This is a genomic window from Burkholderia orbicola (assembly GCF_900100915.1).
GTDB lineage: Bacteria > Pseudomonadota > Gammaproteobacteria > Burkholderiales > Burkholderiaceae > Burkholderia > Burkholderia orbicola.
The window spans coordinates 231,665-249,059 of record NZ_FNKW01000002.1; the positions used below are offsets into that span (position 1 = coordinate 231,665).

Genomic DNA, 17,395 nt, shown 5'->3' on the forward strand with positions numbered 1-17,395 from the left:
GGTCAGGCGATGGCCGGCTGGACGATGATCTTCACGTTGCGGTCCTTGTGGTTGACCAGTTCCTCGAAGCCGTGCGCGACGATGTCGCCGAGCGCGATGCGCCCGGTGATGAGCGGCTGCACGTCGATGCGGCCGTCGGCGATGAAGCGGATCACGTCCGCGAATTCGCCGTTGTACGCGAGCGAGCCGATCACTTCCTTCTCGGTCGACACGATGTCGAAGAAGTTGAACGGCGCCGGTTCCTCGAAGATGCCGACCATCACCGCCTTGCCGGCCTTGCGGATCACGTCGATCGCGAGCTTCGCGGTGGCCGTGTGCCCGATGCATTCGAACGACACGTCGGCGCCGTAGCCCCCGGTCAGCGCCCTGACTTCGGCGATCGCGTCGGACGTCTTCGGGTCGATGACGACGCTCGCGCCCACCTCCAGCGCCTTCTGCTTGCGCGCGGCCGACATCTCCAGCGCGATCACGCGCCCCGCGCCCGCCGCCTTCGCGCACATGATCGTGCACAGGCCGATCGTGCCCGCGCCGACCACGACGACGGTCTGCCCGACGATGTTGCCGGCCTTCTTCACCGCGTGCAGCCCGACCGCGAGCGGTTCGATCAGCGCGCCGGCCTCGGTCGGGAAATTGTCCGGCAGCTTGTACAGCAGTTCGGCCGGCACGTTCACGTATTCGGCGAACGCACCGTTGTTCATCAGCCCGGTGAACGCGAGGTTCTCGCAGATGTTGTACAGCCCGTGCCGGCAATACCAGCAGGTGCCGCAATGCTGGCACGCGTCGGCCGTCACGCGGTCGCCGACCGCGTAGCCCGACACGCCCGCGCCGAGCTCGGCGATCTCGCCGCTGAACTCGTGGCCGAGGATGCACTGGCCCTTCAGGCCGGTCAGCGGATGCGGCGCGTCGACCGGGATGAACACCGGCCCGGCGACGTATTCGTGCAGATCGGAGCCGCAGATGCCGCACCAGTGCACGCGGATCGTGACCCAGCCGGCAGGTGGGCGCTCCGGAACGGGAACCTCTTCGACGCGAATGTCGTGGCGGCCATGCCAGACGGCGGCCTTCATGCTGGATGTGATGTCGGGTGCCGGTGTACTCACGTTGCTGTCTCCGTCAGGTTGTCGTCGGGCGCGCGGCAATGCTGCCGGTGCGCCCGTCGCGCGATTGCGCGATCGACGGTATGCAGGATCGGGGCCAGCGTGAAGTGCGGTGGTGCGTGGCGGTCGACGGTGCGCGTGGAGTGCGGTGCACCATTTCACTTTTTGCCGACCGGAACGGGTTCGAAACGAATGGGGTGCCGAATTTGCTGCGACAGCGAAACAGCGAGGCAAGTGAGACGCCGGGACGTTCGTCTCAGCGCAATGAGACGAATCGCGAGACGAACCGCAACGGGTGGCATTGCTCGATCCGCGTTCAGGCGAGCACTTCGTCCACGGCAACCGCGGCGAGCGATGTGAATCCGGCGGCACGGTACAGCGGCTGGCCGGCTTCGGTCGAGATGAGCCATACGCGGCGCGCGCCGCGGTGCCGCGCGTGCGCGACGATCGCGGCGAGCAGTTGCGTCGCAAGGCCGCGACGCCGGTAGGCATCCGCCGTTCCGACGCGGTCGACGACGATATCGCGCGGCGACGCGAAGCCGTAGCGCGCGGTGGCTGCGATCTGCCCGTCGAGCCGATGCGCGAACAGGAACGCGGCCGGATTCGGCTGGAACGGCGGGAAGGCGCCGCTGGCGTTGAACGCGCCGATCGCGTCCGGCGTGTCGCAGGCGAGTGCTTGCGCGAGTGCGCCGTCACCGGACAGCCCGTCGATATCCGCGGCCATGAAATGCTCGTCGGTCAGCCGGCGCGTCCTGCCGTGCAGCGCGGGCGGCAGCGGGGCCGCGCCGTAGCGCGTGATCCACGCGCCGACGGCAAACGGGCCGGCGGCGGACACGGGCGCCCCCTCGATCATGAAATGCTCGAAAGGCCGGCCCATCGCGCCGTCGAACTGTACGACATGGCCGTCCGGGCCGTCGTGCAGCGGCGCGTCGCGCCGGTCGCGCGCGGCGCAGTATCCGGCGATGAAGGTGCGCACGGCCGCCTTGCGGCGGGGGAAGTCGGACCATGCTTCGTCGAGCGGGAACAGCGTGGCCGGTGCGGGGGAGGCGGTCGGCATGCGTAGGGGCGCGGCGTTGTCGGGGGAAGCCGACAGCTTAGATCAGGATGCCGTCGCTTGCTGCGCGGCCATTGTCACCATCGCCGAAACGGATCGTTGCGTCCGCTACCCCTTTACTTGAAGTTAACTTCAATTTGTATCATGTGCGTCAGTCGGATTGCGGTCGGGTTCGCGCTCTCGGCCAGGCAGGATGCTGGCCACGACGATTCTTGCGTGCGTGCCCGGTGCCGCACCGTCGCTGGCGCTGCTCAGCATCGCCTGGGTCGTGCAGGGCAACTCTCTCGATCAGGTGATCGGGCCGCTGCCGATCGGCGCGATCGTCGGTGTGTTCGGCTGGCCGGGCGGCATCGGGCCGATGCTCGCGGCCACCGTCGCCGGCGCGGCGAGCGGCCTGTCCCTGCTGCGCGAACCGATGGGCCGGCGCTACGCGACGCCGGCGTCGTTCAACCTGCACGGAAATCCGTCAAGCATGCCCAACACCATGGAAAGCCTGATCTGCGAAGAAGACCTGTCGTGCGACGTGTCCACGCTCGACGAAGGCGATGCGATGCCGTCGCGCGGCAGCGTGGTCGCGCATCCGCTCGTGACGATCGGCCGTGCGCCGATTCCGGAGCACGCGACGGCCGCGGCATCGCCGTTGCGTCCGCAACTGTTCGTCACGGTGCTGGAGGCGGGCGACGACGCACTGCTGGTGCGCTGGGTCGAGAGCGGCCGGTGTCATTACGGCGAGCAACGCTGGCGCCTGCGCGTCGCGTTGCAGCCCGGCCGTTGCGCGCTCTCGGGGCAGCCGATCGAGCCGGGCGAACCGGTGTTCCGGCCGGTACGGCGGCCCGTGCCGGCCAATGGCGACGAGATGATCCGCCCGGCAGCGCTGCCGGGGATGGACGGTGCGGCGTGCGACGCCACGCCGGAGGACGGCGACGCATGCCATCCGGCCGAGGTTCACGGCTGAACGTCGGCCGGCGGCGGCGCGACATTACTTCTTCAGATCGTGCCGGTACTGGATGAAACCGGCATTGTTCGCGAGCTTGTCGTACAGCGCCCGCGCGGTCGTGTTGGTCTCGTGCGTGAGCCAGTACACGCGGCTCGCACCGGCTTCGCGCGCTCGTTCGTACACGGCCTCGATCAGCGCGCCGCCCGCGCCTTGCCCGCGCGCGTCCGGCGCCGTGTACAGATCCTGCAGGTAGCAGTACGGCCCTTCGGTCCAGCACGAGCGGTGGTAGATCGCATGGACGATCCCGACCAGCGCACCCGACGCGTCGAACGCGCCGAGCACGAACATCGGCTCGGCCGGGTCCATCAGGCGCGCCCAGGTCGTCGCGAACACCGCGTCGCTCAGCTCGGTGTCATAGAACTTCTGGTAACCCTGCCACAGCGGACGCCACGCGGCTTCGTCGGCGGCGACGAGCGGGCGCACCGTGACGCGCGTGGCGTCGTTCGCGCGGCCGGCGGCATCGCGCGCACTGGCCTGCGCGTGGCGGATCGCGGTGAGCGACTGGCGTTGGTTGCCTTGCGCGTCGAAGTTCTCCGGTGCGAGCCAGGCTTCGAACGCGGCACGCACATCCGGCCATTCGCCGTCGACGATCGAGAACCACGCGGTATCGCGATTGCGGCCGCGGTAGATGATCGCCTGCCGGAACGTGCCTTCGTAGCGGAAGCCGAGGCGGGCAGCCGCCTTGCGCGACGGCGCGTTCAGGTCGTCGCACTTCCATTCGTAGCGCCGGTAGCCGAGCGTGTCGAACGCGTACTTCATCAGCAGGAACTGCGCTTCGGTCGACACCGGCGTGCGCTTGAGCAGCGGCGAGAACGTGACCGAGCCGACCTCGATCACGCCGTTGGCCGGATCGATGCGCATCAGCGCGAGCGTGCCGACCGCGCGGCCCGTGGCGCGGTCGATCACCGTGTAGTGCAGCGGATCGGTGCTCGCCTGCGCGCCGCGCGCGTAGTCGCGGTAGCTGGATTCGTCGGCGTACGGGCCGTGTGCGAGATAGGTCCAGTCGCTGCCGTCGGGCGCCTGCGCGTAGGCGGCATACAGATCGGCGGCGTGGCGTTCGGCGTCGAGCGGCTCGAGCCGGCAGTAGCGGCCTTCGAGCACGATGCGCTCCGGGCGCGGACGCGCGGACCAGTCGGGAACGGGGTGGCCGATGGGCTGCTGGAAAGCGTTGGTGAGCGTGGGCAAGGTCGATCTCGCTTCGGTTGGCGGCCGGCGACATGCCGGCATGCAGACGATCGTAGTCCCGCCGAGGTACCATGAGAAGCGCCAGTGAGCGGTAAATTTATGGTGCCACGATCCGGGCCGCCAGCCGCTCGCCCGTGCGTCACATTCCGACTTTTTCACGCTGCGATGTTCCGATGACGACTGCCTTTCCTGCCGGCGACGCACCGTTGCTGCCGCTCGATGCGCCGCTGGCGCGCACGCCCGGCGCACCGTCGCTCCAGCGCCAGTTGCTGCGCCGTGTGCGCGACGCGATTCTCGGCGGCGCGATGCCGGCCGGCACGCGGCTGCCCGGCACGCGCGCGCTGGCCGAAACGCTCGGCGTGTCGCGCAATACGACGGCCGCCGTGTACGAGCAGCTCGTCGCCGAAGGCTTCCTGCAATCGGATCGTCGCGGCACGCGGGTCGTCGGGCTGTCGCGGCCCACGCCACCGCGCCGGCGTGCCGCGCCGCCGGCCGTCGCACAGCGGCTCGGCCGGATTCGCCCGAGCCTCGTCGGCACCGGCGAATCGGAGGGCTTTCGTCCGGGCGTGCCGGCGCTGTCGCATTTCCCGGTGGACGCTTGGCGGCATGCGATCGACCGCGCGTTGCGTCGCGCCGGCCGCGAGCTGCTGGCGTACGGCGATCCGCTCGGCGAGCCCGCGTTGCGCGAATCGATCGCGCGCCATCTGGCCGTCACGCGCGGCGTGCGCTGCGATCCCGAGCAGATCGTGATCACCGAAGGCGCACAAGGGGCGATCGCACTGTGCGCGCAACTGCTGACGAATCCGGGCGATACGGTGTGGGTCGAGGAGCCCGGCTATCGCGGCGCGCGCACCGCGATGCAGGCCGCCGACCTCGACGTCGTGCCGATGCCGGTCGACGCCGAAGGGCTGCGCGCGGAACCGGACGACTGGCGCGAGCGGACGCCGCGCCTCGTCTATACGACGCCGTCGAACCAGTTCCCGACCGGCGCCGTGCTGTCGATCTCGCGCCGGCTCGCGCTGATCGACGCGGCGCGCCGCCATCGCGCGTGGATCATCGAGGACGACTACGACAGCGAGTTCCGTCACACCGGCGAGCCGATCGGCGCGATGCACGGGCTCGCGCCCGATTCGCCGGTCGTCTATCTCGGCTCGTTCAGCAAGACGATGTTTCCGGCGCTGCGGATCGGTTTTCTCGTGCTGCCCGACGCGTTGCTGGCTGCCGTGCGGCCGGTGCTGCCGGAGATGCTGCGCGGCGGGACGCGCCACGTGCAGCTCGCGCTCGCCGACTTCATCGAGACGGGCGAGTACGGCCGGCATCTAGGGCGGATGCGCCGGCTGTATCGCGACCGGCGGCGGTTGCTGCTCGCCGCGCTCGAGCGCAGCCTGAGCGTGCCGCACCAGGTCGAGGGGGGGCCGTGCGGGCTGCATCTCGCGCTGCGGTTGCCGGCGCGGTATCGCGATCGCGCGATCGTCGAAGCGGCGCGCGCGCATGGCATCGGGCCGTTTCCGCTGTCGGGTTTCGCGATCGATGCGGCGCGGGCCGGCAACGGGCTCGTGCTCGGTTTCGGCAATACGTCGGCCGATGCGTTCGAGCCGATGTTGCGGATGGTGTCGGCGATCGCGGAGCGGGTGGGCGCGGGGGATGCGTGACGGGATGGTTGCGCGTGCTTTCAACCGCCCGCTCGCCGATCGTGATTGCGCGCCGCCCGTCATTCCTGTTCGTTGCCGGTGCATGCATGTCGCTGATGACCGTCGGTTAGACGGCTGCGTTGCCGAACACGCAAGGAGGGCGATGTTGTCGTGCCAGTGACCGGGTCGGTATCGACTCGTTGACGGAGGACGAACGGCGGCCGAGGACGACGGTTTGCGGCTTGCGCGTCGGTTGTCCGCGATGCGCGACAGGCGACCGGTTTGCCGCGGACCGCGACGATGACGCTCACGGCGACCGGCCACGATTCTCCGCCGGCACCCGTCCCGCTGCGTGGTGGATATTCGGATTGACGAACCGCGCACTTTGTTCGAAACGAATGCCCTCGCGGTTCAGCCGCCACGACGCCTCCCGGCATACGGGTTTCGATTCGTATGTTCCGACCGGCGCGTGGGCTATAAATGGTGGGGTGTACCGGTGCTTGTCGGGCGCCTGCGCGTCTCGCGCAGGGGGGCGTCGCGGCTGCCGGGGGAGGTGGCACCGTGGTTTGCCAGACGCTTGCTCGCGCCGTGCTTCGCACCGCGTTGATCGGGGGCGTGTTTGCCGGATGTTTGCCGCTGCCCGCCGCCGTTGCCGGCACCCTCGCGCCACACGCCGCCCCGCCGGCGATGAAGGCGCGGCCACCCGCCGCGCCTTACGCGATGCCGGTCGACTTCCCGGCAATCGTCGAACGTTACGGTCCGGCGGTCGTGACCATTCTGGCTGCCACACCCGATCCGCAAACCGGCGGGCCGGCCTTTGCCGCGCTCGATCCCGACGATCCGCTCGCCGCGTTCTTCCGGCACGGCGCGCCGCCGCCCGCGCAGGGGCCGCAGGCGCCGGCGCCCGATACGGCGGCGCCGCGTGCGGTGTCCGGCAGCGGTTCGGGCTTCATCGTCAGCGCCGATGGCCTGATCCTCACGTCCGCCCATGTGGTCGACGAGGCGACCGACGTGACGGTGCGGCTCACCGACCGCCGCGAATTCAAGGCGACGGTGCTGGCCGTCGATCCGCAAAGCGATGTCGCCGTGCTGCGCGTCGACGCGACGAAGCTGCCGTTCGTGCGCATCGGCGATTCGTCGAAAGTCCGCGCGGGCGAACCGGTGATGACGATCGGCGCGCCGGACGGATCGGGCAACACGGTCACGGCCGGTATCGTCAGCGCAACGTCGCGCCGGTTGCCGGACGGCAGCGCATTCCCGTTCTTCGAGACCGACATCGCACCGAACCCGGACAACTCCGGCGGCCCCGTGTTCAATCGCGCGGGCGACGTGATCGGCATCGCGGTGCAGGTCTATCCGGGCGCCGACCGCTACGCGAGCACGACGTTCGCCATCCCGATCGCATTCGCGGCCAAGGTGCGTGCCCAGTTGCGCGCGCAACAGCAGGCGCAGATGCAGGCGCAGCAGGCTCAGGCGCCCGCGCCGGACGCGCCGTCGGGCAATGCGTTCGGCGTCGACGTGCAGGACGTCGGCGTCGGTCTGGCTGCGGCGTTCGGGCTGCCGCGTCCGGCAGGCGCGCTCGTCAACGGCGTCGCGCCTGGCTCGCCGGCCGCCGCGGCCGGCCTGAAGCCCGGCGACGTGATCGTGAAGATGGGCGGCAAGGCGATCGGCCGTTCGGCCGAACTGAACGACCTTGCCGCCGCGCTGCCGCCCGGCGGCAAGGCGCCGCTGCGGGTGATCCGCAACCGTGCGCCGGTAACGCTGACGATCACCGGCGCCGACGACGCGGGCGGCGGTACGGCCGCGACGGTCGGCATGGCCGCGCCGAAGGCCGCCGCGCAGCCGGGGCCGGGCACCGGCGATGCAGGCGACCACGGCGATCGCCTCGGCCTGACGATGCATGCGCTGAGCGACGCCGAGCGCCGGTCGACGGGGCTCGCGGTCGGGATGATGGTGGACGCGGTGCACGGCCCGGCCGCGCGCGCCGGCATCCAGCCGGGCGACGTCGTGCTGGAACTCAACGACACGCTGCTCGAGACGCCGGACGACGTGCCGATGCTCGAAGCGAGCGGCGGCAACGTGATCGCCGTGCTGATCCAGCGCAACAACGCGCGGAAGTTCGTGTCGGTGCGCACGCGGTAGCGCGTTGACGCGGCGGCTGCCGTCCGCCTAACATCGTCGGGTACCGCGGGCGGTCCGCCACGTATTCAGGAGCCATTCGGCAGAGCCATTCAGCATGAAAACCACTTGCTTCATCGTAGTCGTCCACAGGCGCAGGGTCCGGTAGCGGCACCGCGCCGGCACCCATGCGCCCCCGACTCGTTCGGGGGTTTTTTTGTGTTGCGCACGGCCGCTCGGCCTGTGCGCGGGAGGGCATCCGCTTGCGATCGAACCTGTCGACCACTTCCGACCCGGCGTCGCCCCGGCACGCCACGCTGATCGTGCTGTGCGCGTTGTCGGTGCTGCCGCTGAGCCTGTTCCTGCCGTCGCTGCCGGCGATCGTGCGCGACCTGCACACCGACTATGCGCTCGTCGCGCTGTCGCTCGGCGGCTATGCGGCGTTGGCCGCGTCGCTCGAATGCGTGACGGGGCCGCTGTCCGACTGGTTCGGGCGGCGGCCGATCGTGCTGACGAGCGTCGCGCTATTCGCGCTCGGTTCGTTCGGTTGTGCGATGGCGACTGATATCCGCGTGTTTCTCGGCTGCCGGCTGATGCAGGCGGCGATCACGTCGGTCTATCCGGTGTCGATGGCGGCGATCCGCGACAGCGGCGGCGGCGAGCGCGCGGCGAGCCGGATCGGCTATGCGGCGATGGCGGCCGCGTTCGCGCCGATGCTCGGCCCGACACTCGGCGGCGCGCTCGACCAGACGGTCGGCTGGCGCGCGAGTTTCTGGCTGCTGGCCGTAGTCGGCGCCGCGCTGTTTGCCTGGTGCGTGCGCGATCTCGCCGAAACCCATACGCGTCGGCCGTCGAGCTTCGGGCAGCAGCTTCGCGCGTATCCGGCGCTGCTGCGTGCGCGCCGTTTCTGGGCCTATGCGCTGTGCATGGCGTTCTCGACGGGCGCGTTCTATGCGTTCCTGGCCGGCGCGCCGCTCGCCGCGACAACGCTGTTCGGCATCCCGCCCGCGGAGATCGGCTTCTACATGGGGACGATCACGACCGGTTTCGTCTGCGGCAGCTTTCTGGCCGCGCGGGTCGCGCGCCGCCATGCGCTGGCCACGACGATCCTGTGCGGGCGGATCGTCGCGTGTGCGGGGCCATTGATCGGGCTTGCGCTGCTGTTCGGCGGCGTGACCCATGCGCTCGCGTGGTTCGGGCCGTGCGTGCTGGTCGGCATCGGCAACGGGCTGAGCAATCCCGGCGCCCATGCGGGCGCGGTGTCCGTACGCCCGGAACTGGCTGGCAGCGCATCGGGGCTGGCCGGCGCGATGACGATCGGCGGCGGCGCCGCGCTGTCGTCGCTGACGGGCGCGCTGCTGACCCCGCGCAACGCAGGCTACCTGCCGCTCGCGATGATGCTGCTGTCGGCGGCGATCGCGCTGGCGGCCGCCGGGTGCGTGCGGGCGTTCGACGGCCGGGATGCCGGACGGTGAGCGCGGGTGCGCCCCGGTACCGGCGCGCGGCCGAATGACGGACAATCCGCCGCATGCCGGGACACGACGCACGATTCGCGCGCCGCGTGCCCCGACGAGCGCGCAGGGCGACTGGACGAGGATGCGATGAGCGACTTTTCTGATTTCCAGCGGGATATTGCCGATGCCGCGAGGGCGACCTTCAGGGCGCTGCGGGCGCTGCACCCGGACGAGCATTTCTATGCGTTCGCGTTGTACACCGACAGCGGCGCGATGACGGTGGTGCCGGCCGCCAATTCGGTCGAAGGGCTGCGCCGGGTCCGCGCGCAACAGGCGGTGGCGGACGACGATCCGTGGTTCGTGTGGGGCGTGCCCGAGTGGGCGTACGCGGCGGCCGAGGCCTCGCCGTTCAACGCGATCTGCGGCCGGCTGGCCGACGAGGTGCTGAGCCCGCAGTTCGTCCGGTCGCGCTTCGGGGAATTTTCCCGGCAACTGCATACCGACATGATCGAGGCCTTGCGGCTGCTCGATCGAGACGGCGTGTTCGGCACGGGCGATGACCGGGCGGCCATCACGCTGTTCGTGTCGATCAGCGACGACGACGCGGCCGAGGCGCTGGAAAACGCGTCGGCGAAAGCGCTGAATCCGCCGGCCGTCGCCGACGCCTTCCTGCGCCGCTACGACTGACCGGCAACGCGGTATCGCCTGGGCGGCCCGGGCAGGCGGCCGCCCTGCATGGCATGTTACGGCTTCGCGCCGACCACGAATTCGAACGTCGCGACGCCGTCGACGCCGCCCGTCACGCGGTCGCCCGGCTGCAGCGCGCCGACGCCGGCCGGCGTGCCGGTGAAGATCAGGTCGCCGGCCTTCAGCTCGACCGAGCGCGACACGTATGCGATGACGTCGGGCACGGGCCAGATCATGTCGGCCAGGTCGCCTTGCTGGCGCGTGTCGCCGTTGACCGCGAGCCAGATGCGGCCGGCGGCCGGATGGCCGGTGGCCGTCGCCGGGCGCAGCGCGGTCACGGGGCCCGACGCGTCGAAACCCTTCGCCCAGTCCCACGGCCGGCTCAGCTTCTTCGCTTCGGCCTGCAGGTCGCGGCGCGTGAGGTCGACGCCGACGCCGTAGCCCCACACGTGCGACAGCGCGTCGGCCGGGTCGATCGACCGGCCGTCCTTGCCGATCGCGACGACCAGCTCGATTTCATGGTGGAGATCGTTCGTCAGCGGCGGATAGGCGACCGTGCCGCTGGCCGGGACGATCGCGTCGGCCGGCTTCGTGAAGAAGAACGGCGGTTCGCGGTCGGGGTCGGCGCCCATTTCACGGGCGTGGTCGGCGTAGTTGCGGCCGACGCAGAAGACGCGGCGCACCGGAAAGCGCGCGGACGACTGTTCGACTTCGACGGAAGGACGCTCGGCGGCGTCGATGACATAGGCGGACATCGGATGGGCCTCGTTCGGTAGGAAGACGGATGGCCGGCGCATCGGCCGGCATGCGTGCAACGATACCCGACGCGCGTGCGCCGGGATGCGACGCAACTGCGTTTTACCGGGACAAAACTACGCGTCGGCGGCAGCTTGCGTGTCGTCGGCGGCGGGCAATGCGGCGTTCGCGTCGCGGTACGCCTTCGGCGACACGCCGACCCGCGCGCGGAAGCGCCGCGCGAAATACCCTTCGTCGCGGAAGCCGACCGAGCGGGCGATGTCCGCGATGCGCCGACTGGTGTGGGCCAGCAGCGACTGCGCGAGCGCGATCCGCCGCTCGGTGACGAGATCGGTGAAGGTGCTGCCGGTTTCCTTGCGCACCAGGTGCGCGAGGTAGTTCGGCGACAGAAACGCAGCTTCGGCGGTCGCGGCGAGCGTCAGGTCCTCGCGGGTCAGATTCGCCCGCACGTGGCGCAGCACGCGGGCCAGCGCGTCGCGCCGGCCGGCGCGCTGGGCGCCGCGCTGCGCGAGCTTGTCGAGCGCGCCCGCGTACTGGGTGCAGACGAGCCCGATCAGCTGCAGCAGGTAGCCGCGCAGCAGCGTGGTCGAGCCGAACGTGCGCACGCGATCGACGTCGAGCATGCACAGCGCGAGGCGGCGCGCTTCGTCGTACGTATCGCCGGTCAGGATGAAATCGAGGTGCTCCTGGAAGCGGAACGGCGTCAGCTCGGGGAAACGGTGCGCGGGCACGTCCTCGAGATCGAGCGGATCGACGTCGAGATCGGCGCGCAGGAACGCCTGGCTGAAGTTGATCACGATGAAGTGCGCGCCTTCCGGATGCGGGATCAGGTGCTCGCGGTGCGGCAGCACGAACGCGAGCGCGCCGCGCGGAAACGGCCGCGTGACGCCGCCGATGCGCTGCTCGGTGTCGCCGCCGAGGTTGAACTGGATCTGGAAATACGCGTGCCGGTGCGGCTCGGTGATCGCCTGGCGCGACGCCTGGTCGCGGATGTAGAAATCGAGCCGGTCGCTGCGTTCGGGCATCCCGTACAGGCGCGGCGGGGCGGTGGAGGGCATGAAGGATCGTGTTGTTCGTGACGCGGTTGAGCCGCGATGGTACAGCGAACCGGGCGCGACGGGGACGGGGGCGACCCGCGCCCGCCCGGTCAGCCTGCCGCGAGCGGCGCGATCCGGCGCCGCAGCTCGGGCACGACCTCGGCGTCGAACCACGGATGGTGCTTGAACCATGCCTGGTTGCGCGGCGACGGATGCGGCAACGGCAGGATCGCGGGGCCGTAGTCGCGCCAGGCCTGCACGGTGTCGGTCAGCGTCGCCTTGCGCGCGCCGCGCAGGAAATGCCGCTGCGCGTACTGGCCGATCAGCAGCGTGAGCCGGATCGACGGCAGTTCGGCCAGCAGCCGGTCCATCCACAGTGGCGCGCATTCGGGGCGCGGCGGGTTGTCGCCGCTCGCGCCGCGGCCCGGGTAGCAGAAGCCCATCGGCACGATCGCGAAGCGCGTCTCGTCGTAGAAGGTGTCGGCGTCGACGCCGAGCCAGTCGCGCAGCCGCTTGCCGCTCGCGTCGTCCCACGGGATGCCGCTGGCATGGACGCGTGCGCCCGGCGCCTGCCCGACAATCAGGATGCGGGCGTCGCGATGGGCGCGCACGACCGGGCGCGGGCCGAGCGGCAGATCGGCTTCGCATGCACGGCACGCGCGGATTTCGGTGAGCAGCACGTCGAGCGGCGCGCGCGTTCGTTTCGGCATCGATTCGGAGCGGGGGCGGAGTGGCAAGGTGGTGCCGTGCGAGCGGCGCAGGCGGCCAGCGGCCGGAGGCTTGCGGCGGGGCCGCCGGCTCGGCGTGGCGCCGGCGCGGGCCGGCTGCACGACGCAGTGCGCTCGACGCCCTACGCCCGCGACGAGCCCGCTGCGCCGCCTTCGGCGACCGCAGCATCATACAACGCGGTCTGCGCGATCGCCGCGGCGATGCCCGCGTCGTCGTGCGAGCCGTCGAGCATGCCCCAGCGCCTGTATTGCGACAGGAACCACAGGCCCTCGCGCGGATCGGGCCGGTTCACCGCGCCGCCGTCGTGAAAGCGGATCGGCAGCGGCGGCGTCGCGAACGGCCCCGCGCCGTAGTCGCCGAGCAGGCGCGGCGCGATCAGCCGGGCCGGCACGCCGAGCGCGTCGGGCGACGCGAGCCAGTCGGCCGCCTCGCGACGGTGCGCGGGGCTGTCCAGCCACGCGCACGCATCGACGAGCGTGCGGACCAGCGCACGCGCGGTGGCCGGATACAGCGCGACGAAATCGCGCCGGGTCGCGAGCACCTTCTCCGGATGATCGGGCCAGACCTCGCTCGTGACGGCGACGGTGCGGCCGGCGCCGCACGCTTCGGCCACCGCGTGCCACGGCTCGCCCGCGCAGAAGCCGTCGAGTTCGCCGCCCGCGAGCGCGGCGACCATCTCGGGCGGCGGAATCACGACGCTGCGCACGTCGCGCAGCGGATCGACGTCGTGCGACGCGAGCCACGCGTTCAGCCACATCGCGTGCGTGCCGGTCGGGAAGGTCTGCGCGAGCAGCGGCTTGCGGCCGAGCGTCGCGAGCGCCGCGCGCACGCTGGCGGTTTCGCGGTACGCGTCGGCGAGGCCGCGCGACAGCGTGATCGCCTGGCCGTTGCGGTTCAGCACCATCAGCGCGGCCATGTCGGCCCGCGGGCCGCCGATGCCGAGCTGCAGCCCGCAGACGAGCCCGTACAGCGCGTGCGCGGCATCGAGCTCGCCGCTGAGCAGCTTGTCGCGCACGGCCGCCCACGACGGCTGGCGACTCAATTCGAGCGTGAGGCCATGACGCGCGCCGAGATTCAGGCGCTGCGCGACGATCAGCGGGGCCGCGTCGCTGAGCGCGACGAACCCGAGGCGAAGATGCGCGCGTTCCGGCGCGGCGGGAGGAGAGGTATGCATGGCACTCATGACTGGGGTGACGCGTCGAGCAATTGTCGCGCGACGTCGACGATGCGCAGGCCCTGATCCATCGCGCGCTTGCGCAGCGCCGCATACGCATCGTGTTCGGACAGCTTGCGCTGGTCCATCAGCACGCGTTTCGCGCGGTCGATCAGCTTGCGTTCCGCGAGTTCGCGCTCGACGTCGGCGAGCCGGCGGCGCAGCGCATCGTCGTGCGAGAAGCGCGCGAGCGCGACTTCGAGAATCGGCGCGAGGCGCTCGGCCGACAACCCTTCGACAAGATACGCACTGACACCCGCGCCGACCGCCGCGCGGATCAGTTCCTGGTCGGCGTCGTGGCTGAACATCAGCACGGGGCGCGGGGCGGTCGCATGCATGACGGCGAGCTGCTCCAGCGTGTCGCGCGACGGTGAATCGGTATCGATGATCACGACGTCGGGGCGTTGCTCCTCGACGGCCGCCGGCAGGCGCGCGGGCGTCGCGACGTCGTTCAGCATCTCGTAGCCGAGGCGCGCGAGCGCGTCGCCGAGTTCGCCGATCGGCTTGTCGGTGTCGGTGACGAGCAGCACGCGCAGGCGGGCGGGCAGGGCGGACGAACTCATGAGGCGGGCAACAGGGGCAGTGACGCGTCGATGCAACGGGCGGACGATGCAGGCAGGCCGCATGTGCGGCCGGATGTGCAGGAACCGGGAAGCGGCCGAAGCCGTGCGATACCGCGCATGTCAGGCGGCCCGCGCAAGCGCCGCGCCGGTTGCCGTGCTCGCGCCTTGCGCGGCTGCTGCGCCGATCGCGCCGCCGACGAGGATCACGGCCGGGCTGCCCAGCCGCTCGGCTTCGATGCCGCGCGCTAGCGTGCCCAGCGTGCCGGTCCAGCGGCGTTCGTCGGGCGTGCCGGCCCATTGCACGGCCGCCGCCGGCGTCGACGCGGGCAGCGCGGCGAGCAGGCCCGCCGCGATGCTGTCGACGCGGCTCATCCCCATGTAGATCGCGAGCGTGGTGCCGGTTGCCGCGAGCCGTGCCCAGTCGGGTTCGCCATGGTCCTGGCGGTGCGCGGTGACGAACGTGACGCCCTGGCAGTGCTCGCGGTGCGTGAGCGAGATGCCGAGGCTCGCGGCGGCGGCGAATCCCGACGAGATGCCGTTGACGATCTCGACCGGAATCGCGGCCGCGCGCAGCGTCGCGAGTTCCTCGCCGGCGCGCCCGAACAGCAGCGCGTCGCCGCCTTTCACGCGCACCACGTGCGCGCCGCGCAGCGCGTAGCGGCGCATCAGTTTCTCGATGAACGCCTGCGGCGTGGAGCGGCAGCCGCCGCGCTTGCCGACGCGGATCACGCGCGCCTGCGGCGCGAGTTCGACGATGCCGGGCGCGACGAGATCGTCGAGCAGCAGCACGTCGGCGGCGGCCAGCGCCTTCACCGCCTTCAGCGTGAGGAGATCGGGATCGCCGGGGCCGGCGCCCAGCAGCGTGACTTTGCCTGTCGTCATGTCGTGTTCCTGTGCCGCATCGCATCGCTGCGGCGGTCTGATGTCGCGTTGTTGCTCGGCGGCGGCGGGCGGTCGAAACGCACCGGCATCCGGCCGTGCCGTGCACGGAGGGACGCCGTTGTCCTGAAGGGCTCGCGGTGAAGGGCGAGCGGTTTGCGGGGACTGCCCACCGGCGCCGTTGCCGGTGTGACGAAGGTTCAGCAATATCCGGGCCAACCGGCGCGACGAGGCGGCCTTCGCGCGATGCCGCACACCGTGCGATGGCGCGAGCGCGCATGTGCTCGCCACGCGGGAGCAGTCGCCATGCCGCATCGGTGTGCATCGTGCCCCGTGCGCGCGCACTACGATGCCGCACGACGACAGTGCTGCAGCGCACCACATCTGTGCCCCGGTGCATCGCGACGGAGAGTGCGCCGCGCGCCGCGGTGACGTGCCCGCTGCCCGCTGCGCCTTGTGCGGTGGGGCTCGCGGCGCGATCGACGTCGACATGGCACGTCGCTTGCGTTAGCTCGTTCGGACGGGTCAATGGCGATCCGTCCGCAGTACCGAATACCGACGCGCCCGGCAACGGGCTTCATGGGCAACGGCGTCCTACGTATCAGGTCTCGACGAGACCGGGTGCGCAGGACGCCGTTTTTCGTTTGGCGGATGACATGACCGACAAAGCTACCCGTATCGATCTCTTCAGCCTCCGCACCGCGCCGATGCGCGCGTTCCATCTGACGTGGATGGCGTTCTTCATCTGCTTCTTCGCGTGGTTCGCGTGCGCGCCGCTGATGCCGCTGATCGCGCGCGAATTCCATCTCACGGCGGCGCAAGTCGCCAACATCAACATCGCCGCGGTGGCCGCGACGATCGCCGTGCGGCTGCTGGTCGGCCCGCTGTGCGACCGCTTCGGCCCGCGCCGCGTGTATGCGGGCCTGCTGCTGCTCGGCGCGATCCCCGTGTTCGCCGTGTCGTTCACGCACGACTACCTGTGGTTCCTGATCTGCCGGCTCGGCATCGGCGCGATCGGTGCGGGCTTCGTGATCACGCAGTACCACACGTCGGTGATGTTCGCGCCGAACGTGGTCGGCACCGCGAACGCGACGACGGCCGGCTGGGGCAATGCCGGCGCGGGCGCGACGCAGGCGCTGATGCCGCTGCTCGTCGCCGCCGGGCTGATGCTCGGCTTCGGCGAGGATTCGTCGTGGCGCATCGCGCTGGTCGTGCCGGGCGTGGCGATGCTCGTGATGGCATGGGCCTACTGGCGCTTCACGCAGGACTGCCCGCAAGGCGATTTCGTCGCGCTGCGCAAGCAGGGCGTGACGGTCGACAGCGGCAAGAAGGGCGGCTGGGCGAGCTTCTTCACGGCCTGCGGCAACTACCGCGTATGGATGCTGTTCGTCACGTACGGCGCGTGCTTCGGCGTCGAGGTGTTCATCCATAACATCGCCGCGCTGTACTACGTCGATCACTTCAAGCTGTCGCTGAAGGACGCCGGTTTCGCGGTCGGGATGTTCGGGCTGCTCGCCCTGTTCGCCCGCGCGCTCGGCGGCTGGCTGTCCGACAAGATCGCCGCCCGCCGCAGCCTCGACGTGCGCGCGACGCTGCTGTGCGCACTGATCATCGGCGAAGGGCTCGGGCTGATCTGGTTCTCGCACGCGCAAGGCATCGGCATGGCCCTCGTCGCGATGCTGGCCTTCGGCCTGTTCACGCACATGGCGTGCGGCGCGACCTACGCGCTCGTGCCGTTCATCGACCGCAAGGCGCTCGGCGGCGTCGCGGGGATCGTCGGCGCGGGCGGCAACGTCGGCGCGGTGGCCGCGGCTTTCCTGCTGAAGGGTGTCGGCGACGTGCAGCAGACGCTGAGCCTGCTCGGCCTCGTGGTGACCGCGACCGCGTTGTGCGCGATGGCCGTGCGCTTCAGCGAAGAACACAAGGCGCGCGAAGCCGAACTGCGCGATCGCGCGCTGGCCGCCGCCGGCGCCGCGAACTGATCGACCGAAGGAA

General features: G+C 70.8%; 15 protein-coding genes. 6 read left to right on the plus strand and 9 right to left on the minus strand.

From position 1 onward, the window contains the following. Positions 1 to 2 precede the first annotated feature (2 nt). Together BLS50_RS17925 and BLS50_RS17935 are read right to left on the minus strand one after the other, a co-directional pair. Positions 3 to 1,067 carry a 2,3-butanediol dehydrogenase gene (locus tag BLS50_RS17925; RefSeq protein ID WP_006478912.1) on the minus strand — a complete coding sequence of 355 codons (1,065 nt, stop codon included), beginning with the start codon at positions 1,065 to 1,067 and terminating at the stop codon, positions 3 to 5. Positions 1,068 to 1,413: 346 nt separating this feature from the next. After that, complete coding sequence (locus BLS50_RS17935) at positions 1,414 to 2,154, minus strand: GNAT family N-acetyltransferase (protein WP_074803109.1); 741 nt, start codon at positions 2,152 to 2,154, stop codon at positions 1,414 to 1,416. A gap of 469 nt (positions 2,155 to 2,623) precedes the next feature. On the opposite strand from BLS50_RS17935, the gene BLS50_RS17940 reads away from it, so the two are divergent. Continuing rightward, on the plus strand, positions 2,624 to 3,106 hold the full coding sequence (locus tag BLS50_RS17940; RefSeq protein WP_074806482.1) for a DUF3331 domain-containing protein: 483 nt from the start codon (positions 2,624 to 2,626) through the stop codon (positions 3,104 to 3,106). Positions 3,107 to 3,130: 24 nt separating this feature from the next. On the opposite strand, the gene BLS50_RS17945 is transcribed toward BLS50_RS17940, so the two are convergent. Then, the gene (locus BLS50_RS17945) at positions 3,131 to 4,333 is read right to left on the minus strand and encodes a GNAT family N-acetyltransferase (RefSeq protein ID WP_074803112.1); all 1,203 of its coding nucleotides are present in this window, start codon (positions 4,331 to 4,333) and stop codon (positions 3,131 to 3,133) included. Between the two features lie 173 nt (positions 4,334 to 4,506). Here BLS50_RS17945 and pdxR point away from each other — a divergent pair, with 173 nt between their 5' ends. From pdxR to BLS50_RS17965, 4 genes are all read left to right on the plus strand, one after another. After that, a complete protein-coding gene (pdxR, locus tag BLS50_RS17950) occupies positions 4,507 to 5,985 on the plus strand; it encodes a MocR-like pyridoxine biosynthesis transcription factor PdxR (RefSeq protein WP_074803114.1) in 1,479 nt (492 codons plus the stop codon). Positions 5,986 to 6,525: 540 nt separating this feature from the next. Then, positions 6,526 to 8,106 carry a trypsin-like peptidase domain-containing protein gene (locus BLS50_RS17955; RefSeq protein ID WP_176934248.1) on the plus strand — a complete coding sequence of 527 codons (1,581 nt, stop codon included), beginning with the start codon at positions 6,526 to 6,528 and terminating at the stop codon, positions 8,104 to 8,106. A gap of 239 nt (positions 8,107 to 8,345) precedes the next feature. After that, on the plus strand, positions 8,346 to 9,557 hold the full coding sequence (locus tag BLS50_RS17960) for an MFS transporter (protein WP_074803120.1): 1,212 nt from the start codon (positions 8,346 to 8,348) through the stop codon (positions 9,555 to 9,557). Between the two features lie 126 nt (positions 9,558 to 9,683). Further along, the gene (locus tag BLS50_RS17965; RefSeq protein WP_074806484.1) at positions 9,684 to 10,223 is read left to right on the plus strand and encodes a DUF4303 domain-containing protein; all 540 of its coding nucleotides are present in this window, start codon (positions 9,684 to 9,686) and stop codon (positions 10,221 to 10,223) included. Between the two features lie 56 nt (positions 10,224 to 10,279). Here BLS50_RS17965 and BLS50_RS17970 read toward each other — a convergent pair whose 3' ends face one another. The 6 genes from BLS50_RS17970 to cobA form a co-directional block, all read right to left on the minus strand. Beyond that, positions 10,280 to 10,978 (minus strand): fumarylacetoacetate hydrolase family protein, encoded by a 699-nt coding sequence (locus BLS50_RS17970; protein WP_011547599.1) that lies wholly within the window; start codon positions 10,976 to 10,978, stop codon positions 10,280 to 10,282. Positions 10,979 to 11,095: 117 nt separating this feature from the next. Next, positions 11,096 to 12,037, minus strand: coding sequence for a helix-turn-helix transcriptional regulator (locus BLS50_RS17975; RefSeq protein ID WP_011547600.1), 942 nt, complete (start codon positions 12,035 to 12,037; stop codon positions 11,096 to 11,098). An 89-nt stretch (positions 12,038 to 12,126) separates the two neighbouring features. Next, positions 12,127 to 12,726, minus strand: coding sequence for a uracil-DNA glycosylase family protein (locus tag BLS50_RS17980; protein ID WP_069231200.1), 600 nt, complete (start codon positions 12,724 to 12,726; stop codon positions 12,127 to 12,129). A gap of 140 nt (positions 12,727 to 12,866) precedes the next feature. Further along, entirely contained in the window at positions 12,867 to 13,919 is a 1,053-nt protein-coding gene (locus BLS50_RS17985) for a CmpA/NrtA family ABC transporter substrate-binding protein (protein WP_074803123.1), read from the minus strand. A 5-nt stretch (positions 13,920 to 13,924) separates the two neighbouring features. After that, positions 13,925 to 14,521 (minus strand): ANTAR domain-containing response regulator, encoded by a 597-nt coding sequence (locus BLS50_RS17990; protein ID WP_027812380.1) that lies wholly within the window; start codon positions 14,519 to 14,521, stop codon positions 13,925 to 13,927. A gap of 120 nt (positions 14,522 to 14,641) precedes the next feature. Then, positions 14,642 to 15,403, minus strand: coding sequence for a uroporphyrinogen-III C-methyltransferase (gene cobA / locus BLS50_RS17995; protein ID WP_053526610.1), 762 nt, complete (start codon positions 15,401 to 15,403; stop codon positions 14,642 to 14,644). Between the two features lie 653 nt (positions 15,404 to 16,056). Here cobA and BLS50_RS18005 point away from each other — a divergent pair. Continuing rightward, positions 16,057 to 17,382 (plus strand): MFS transporter, encoded by a 1,326-nt coding sequence (locus tag BLS50_RS18005; protein WP_074803126.1) that lies wholly within the window; start codon positions 16,057 to 16,059, stop codon positions 17,380 to 17,382. Positions 17,383 to 17,395: the final 13 nt, after the last annotated feature.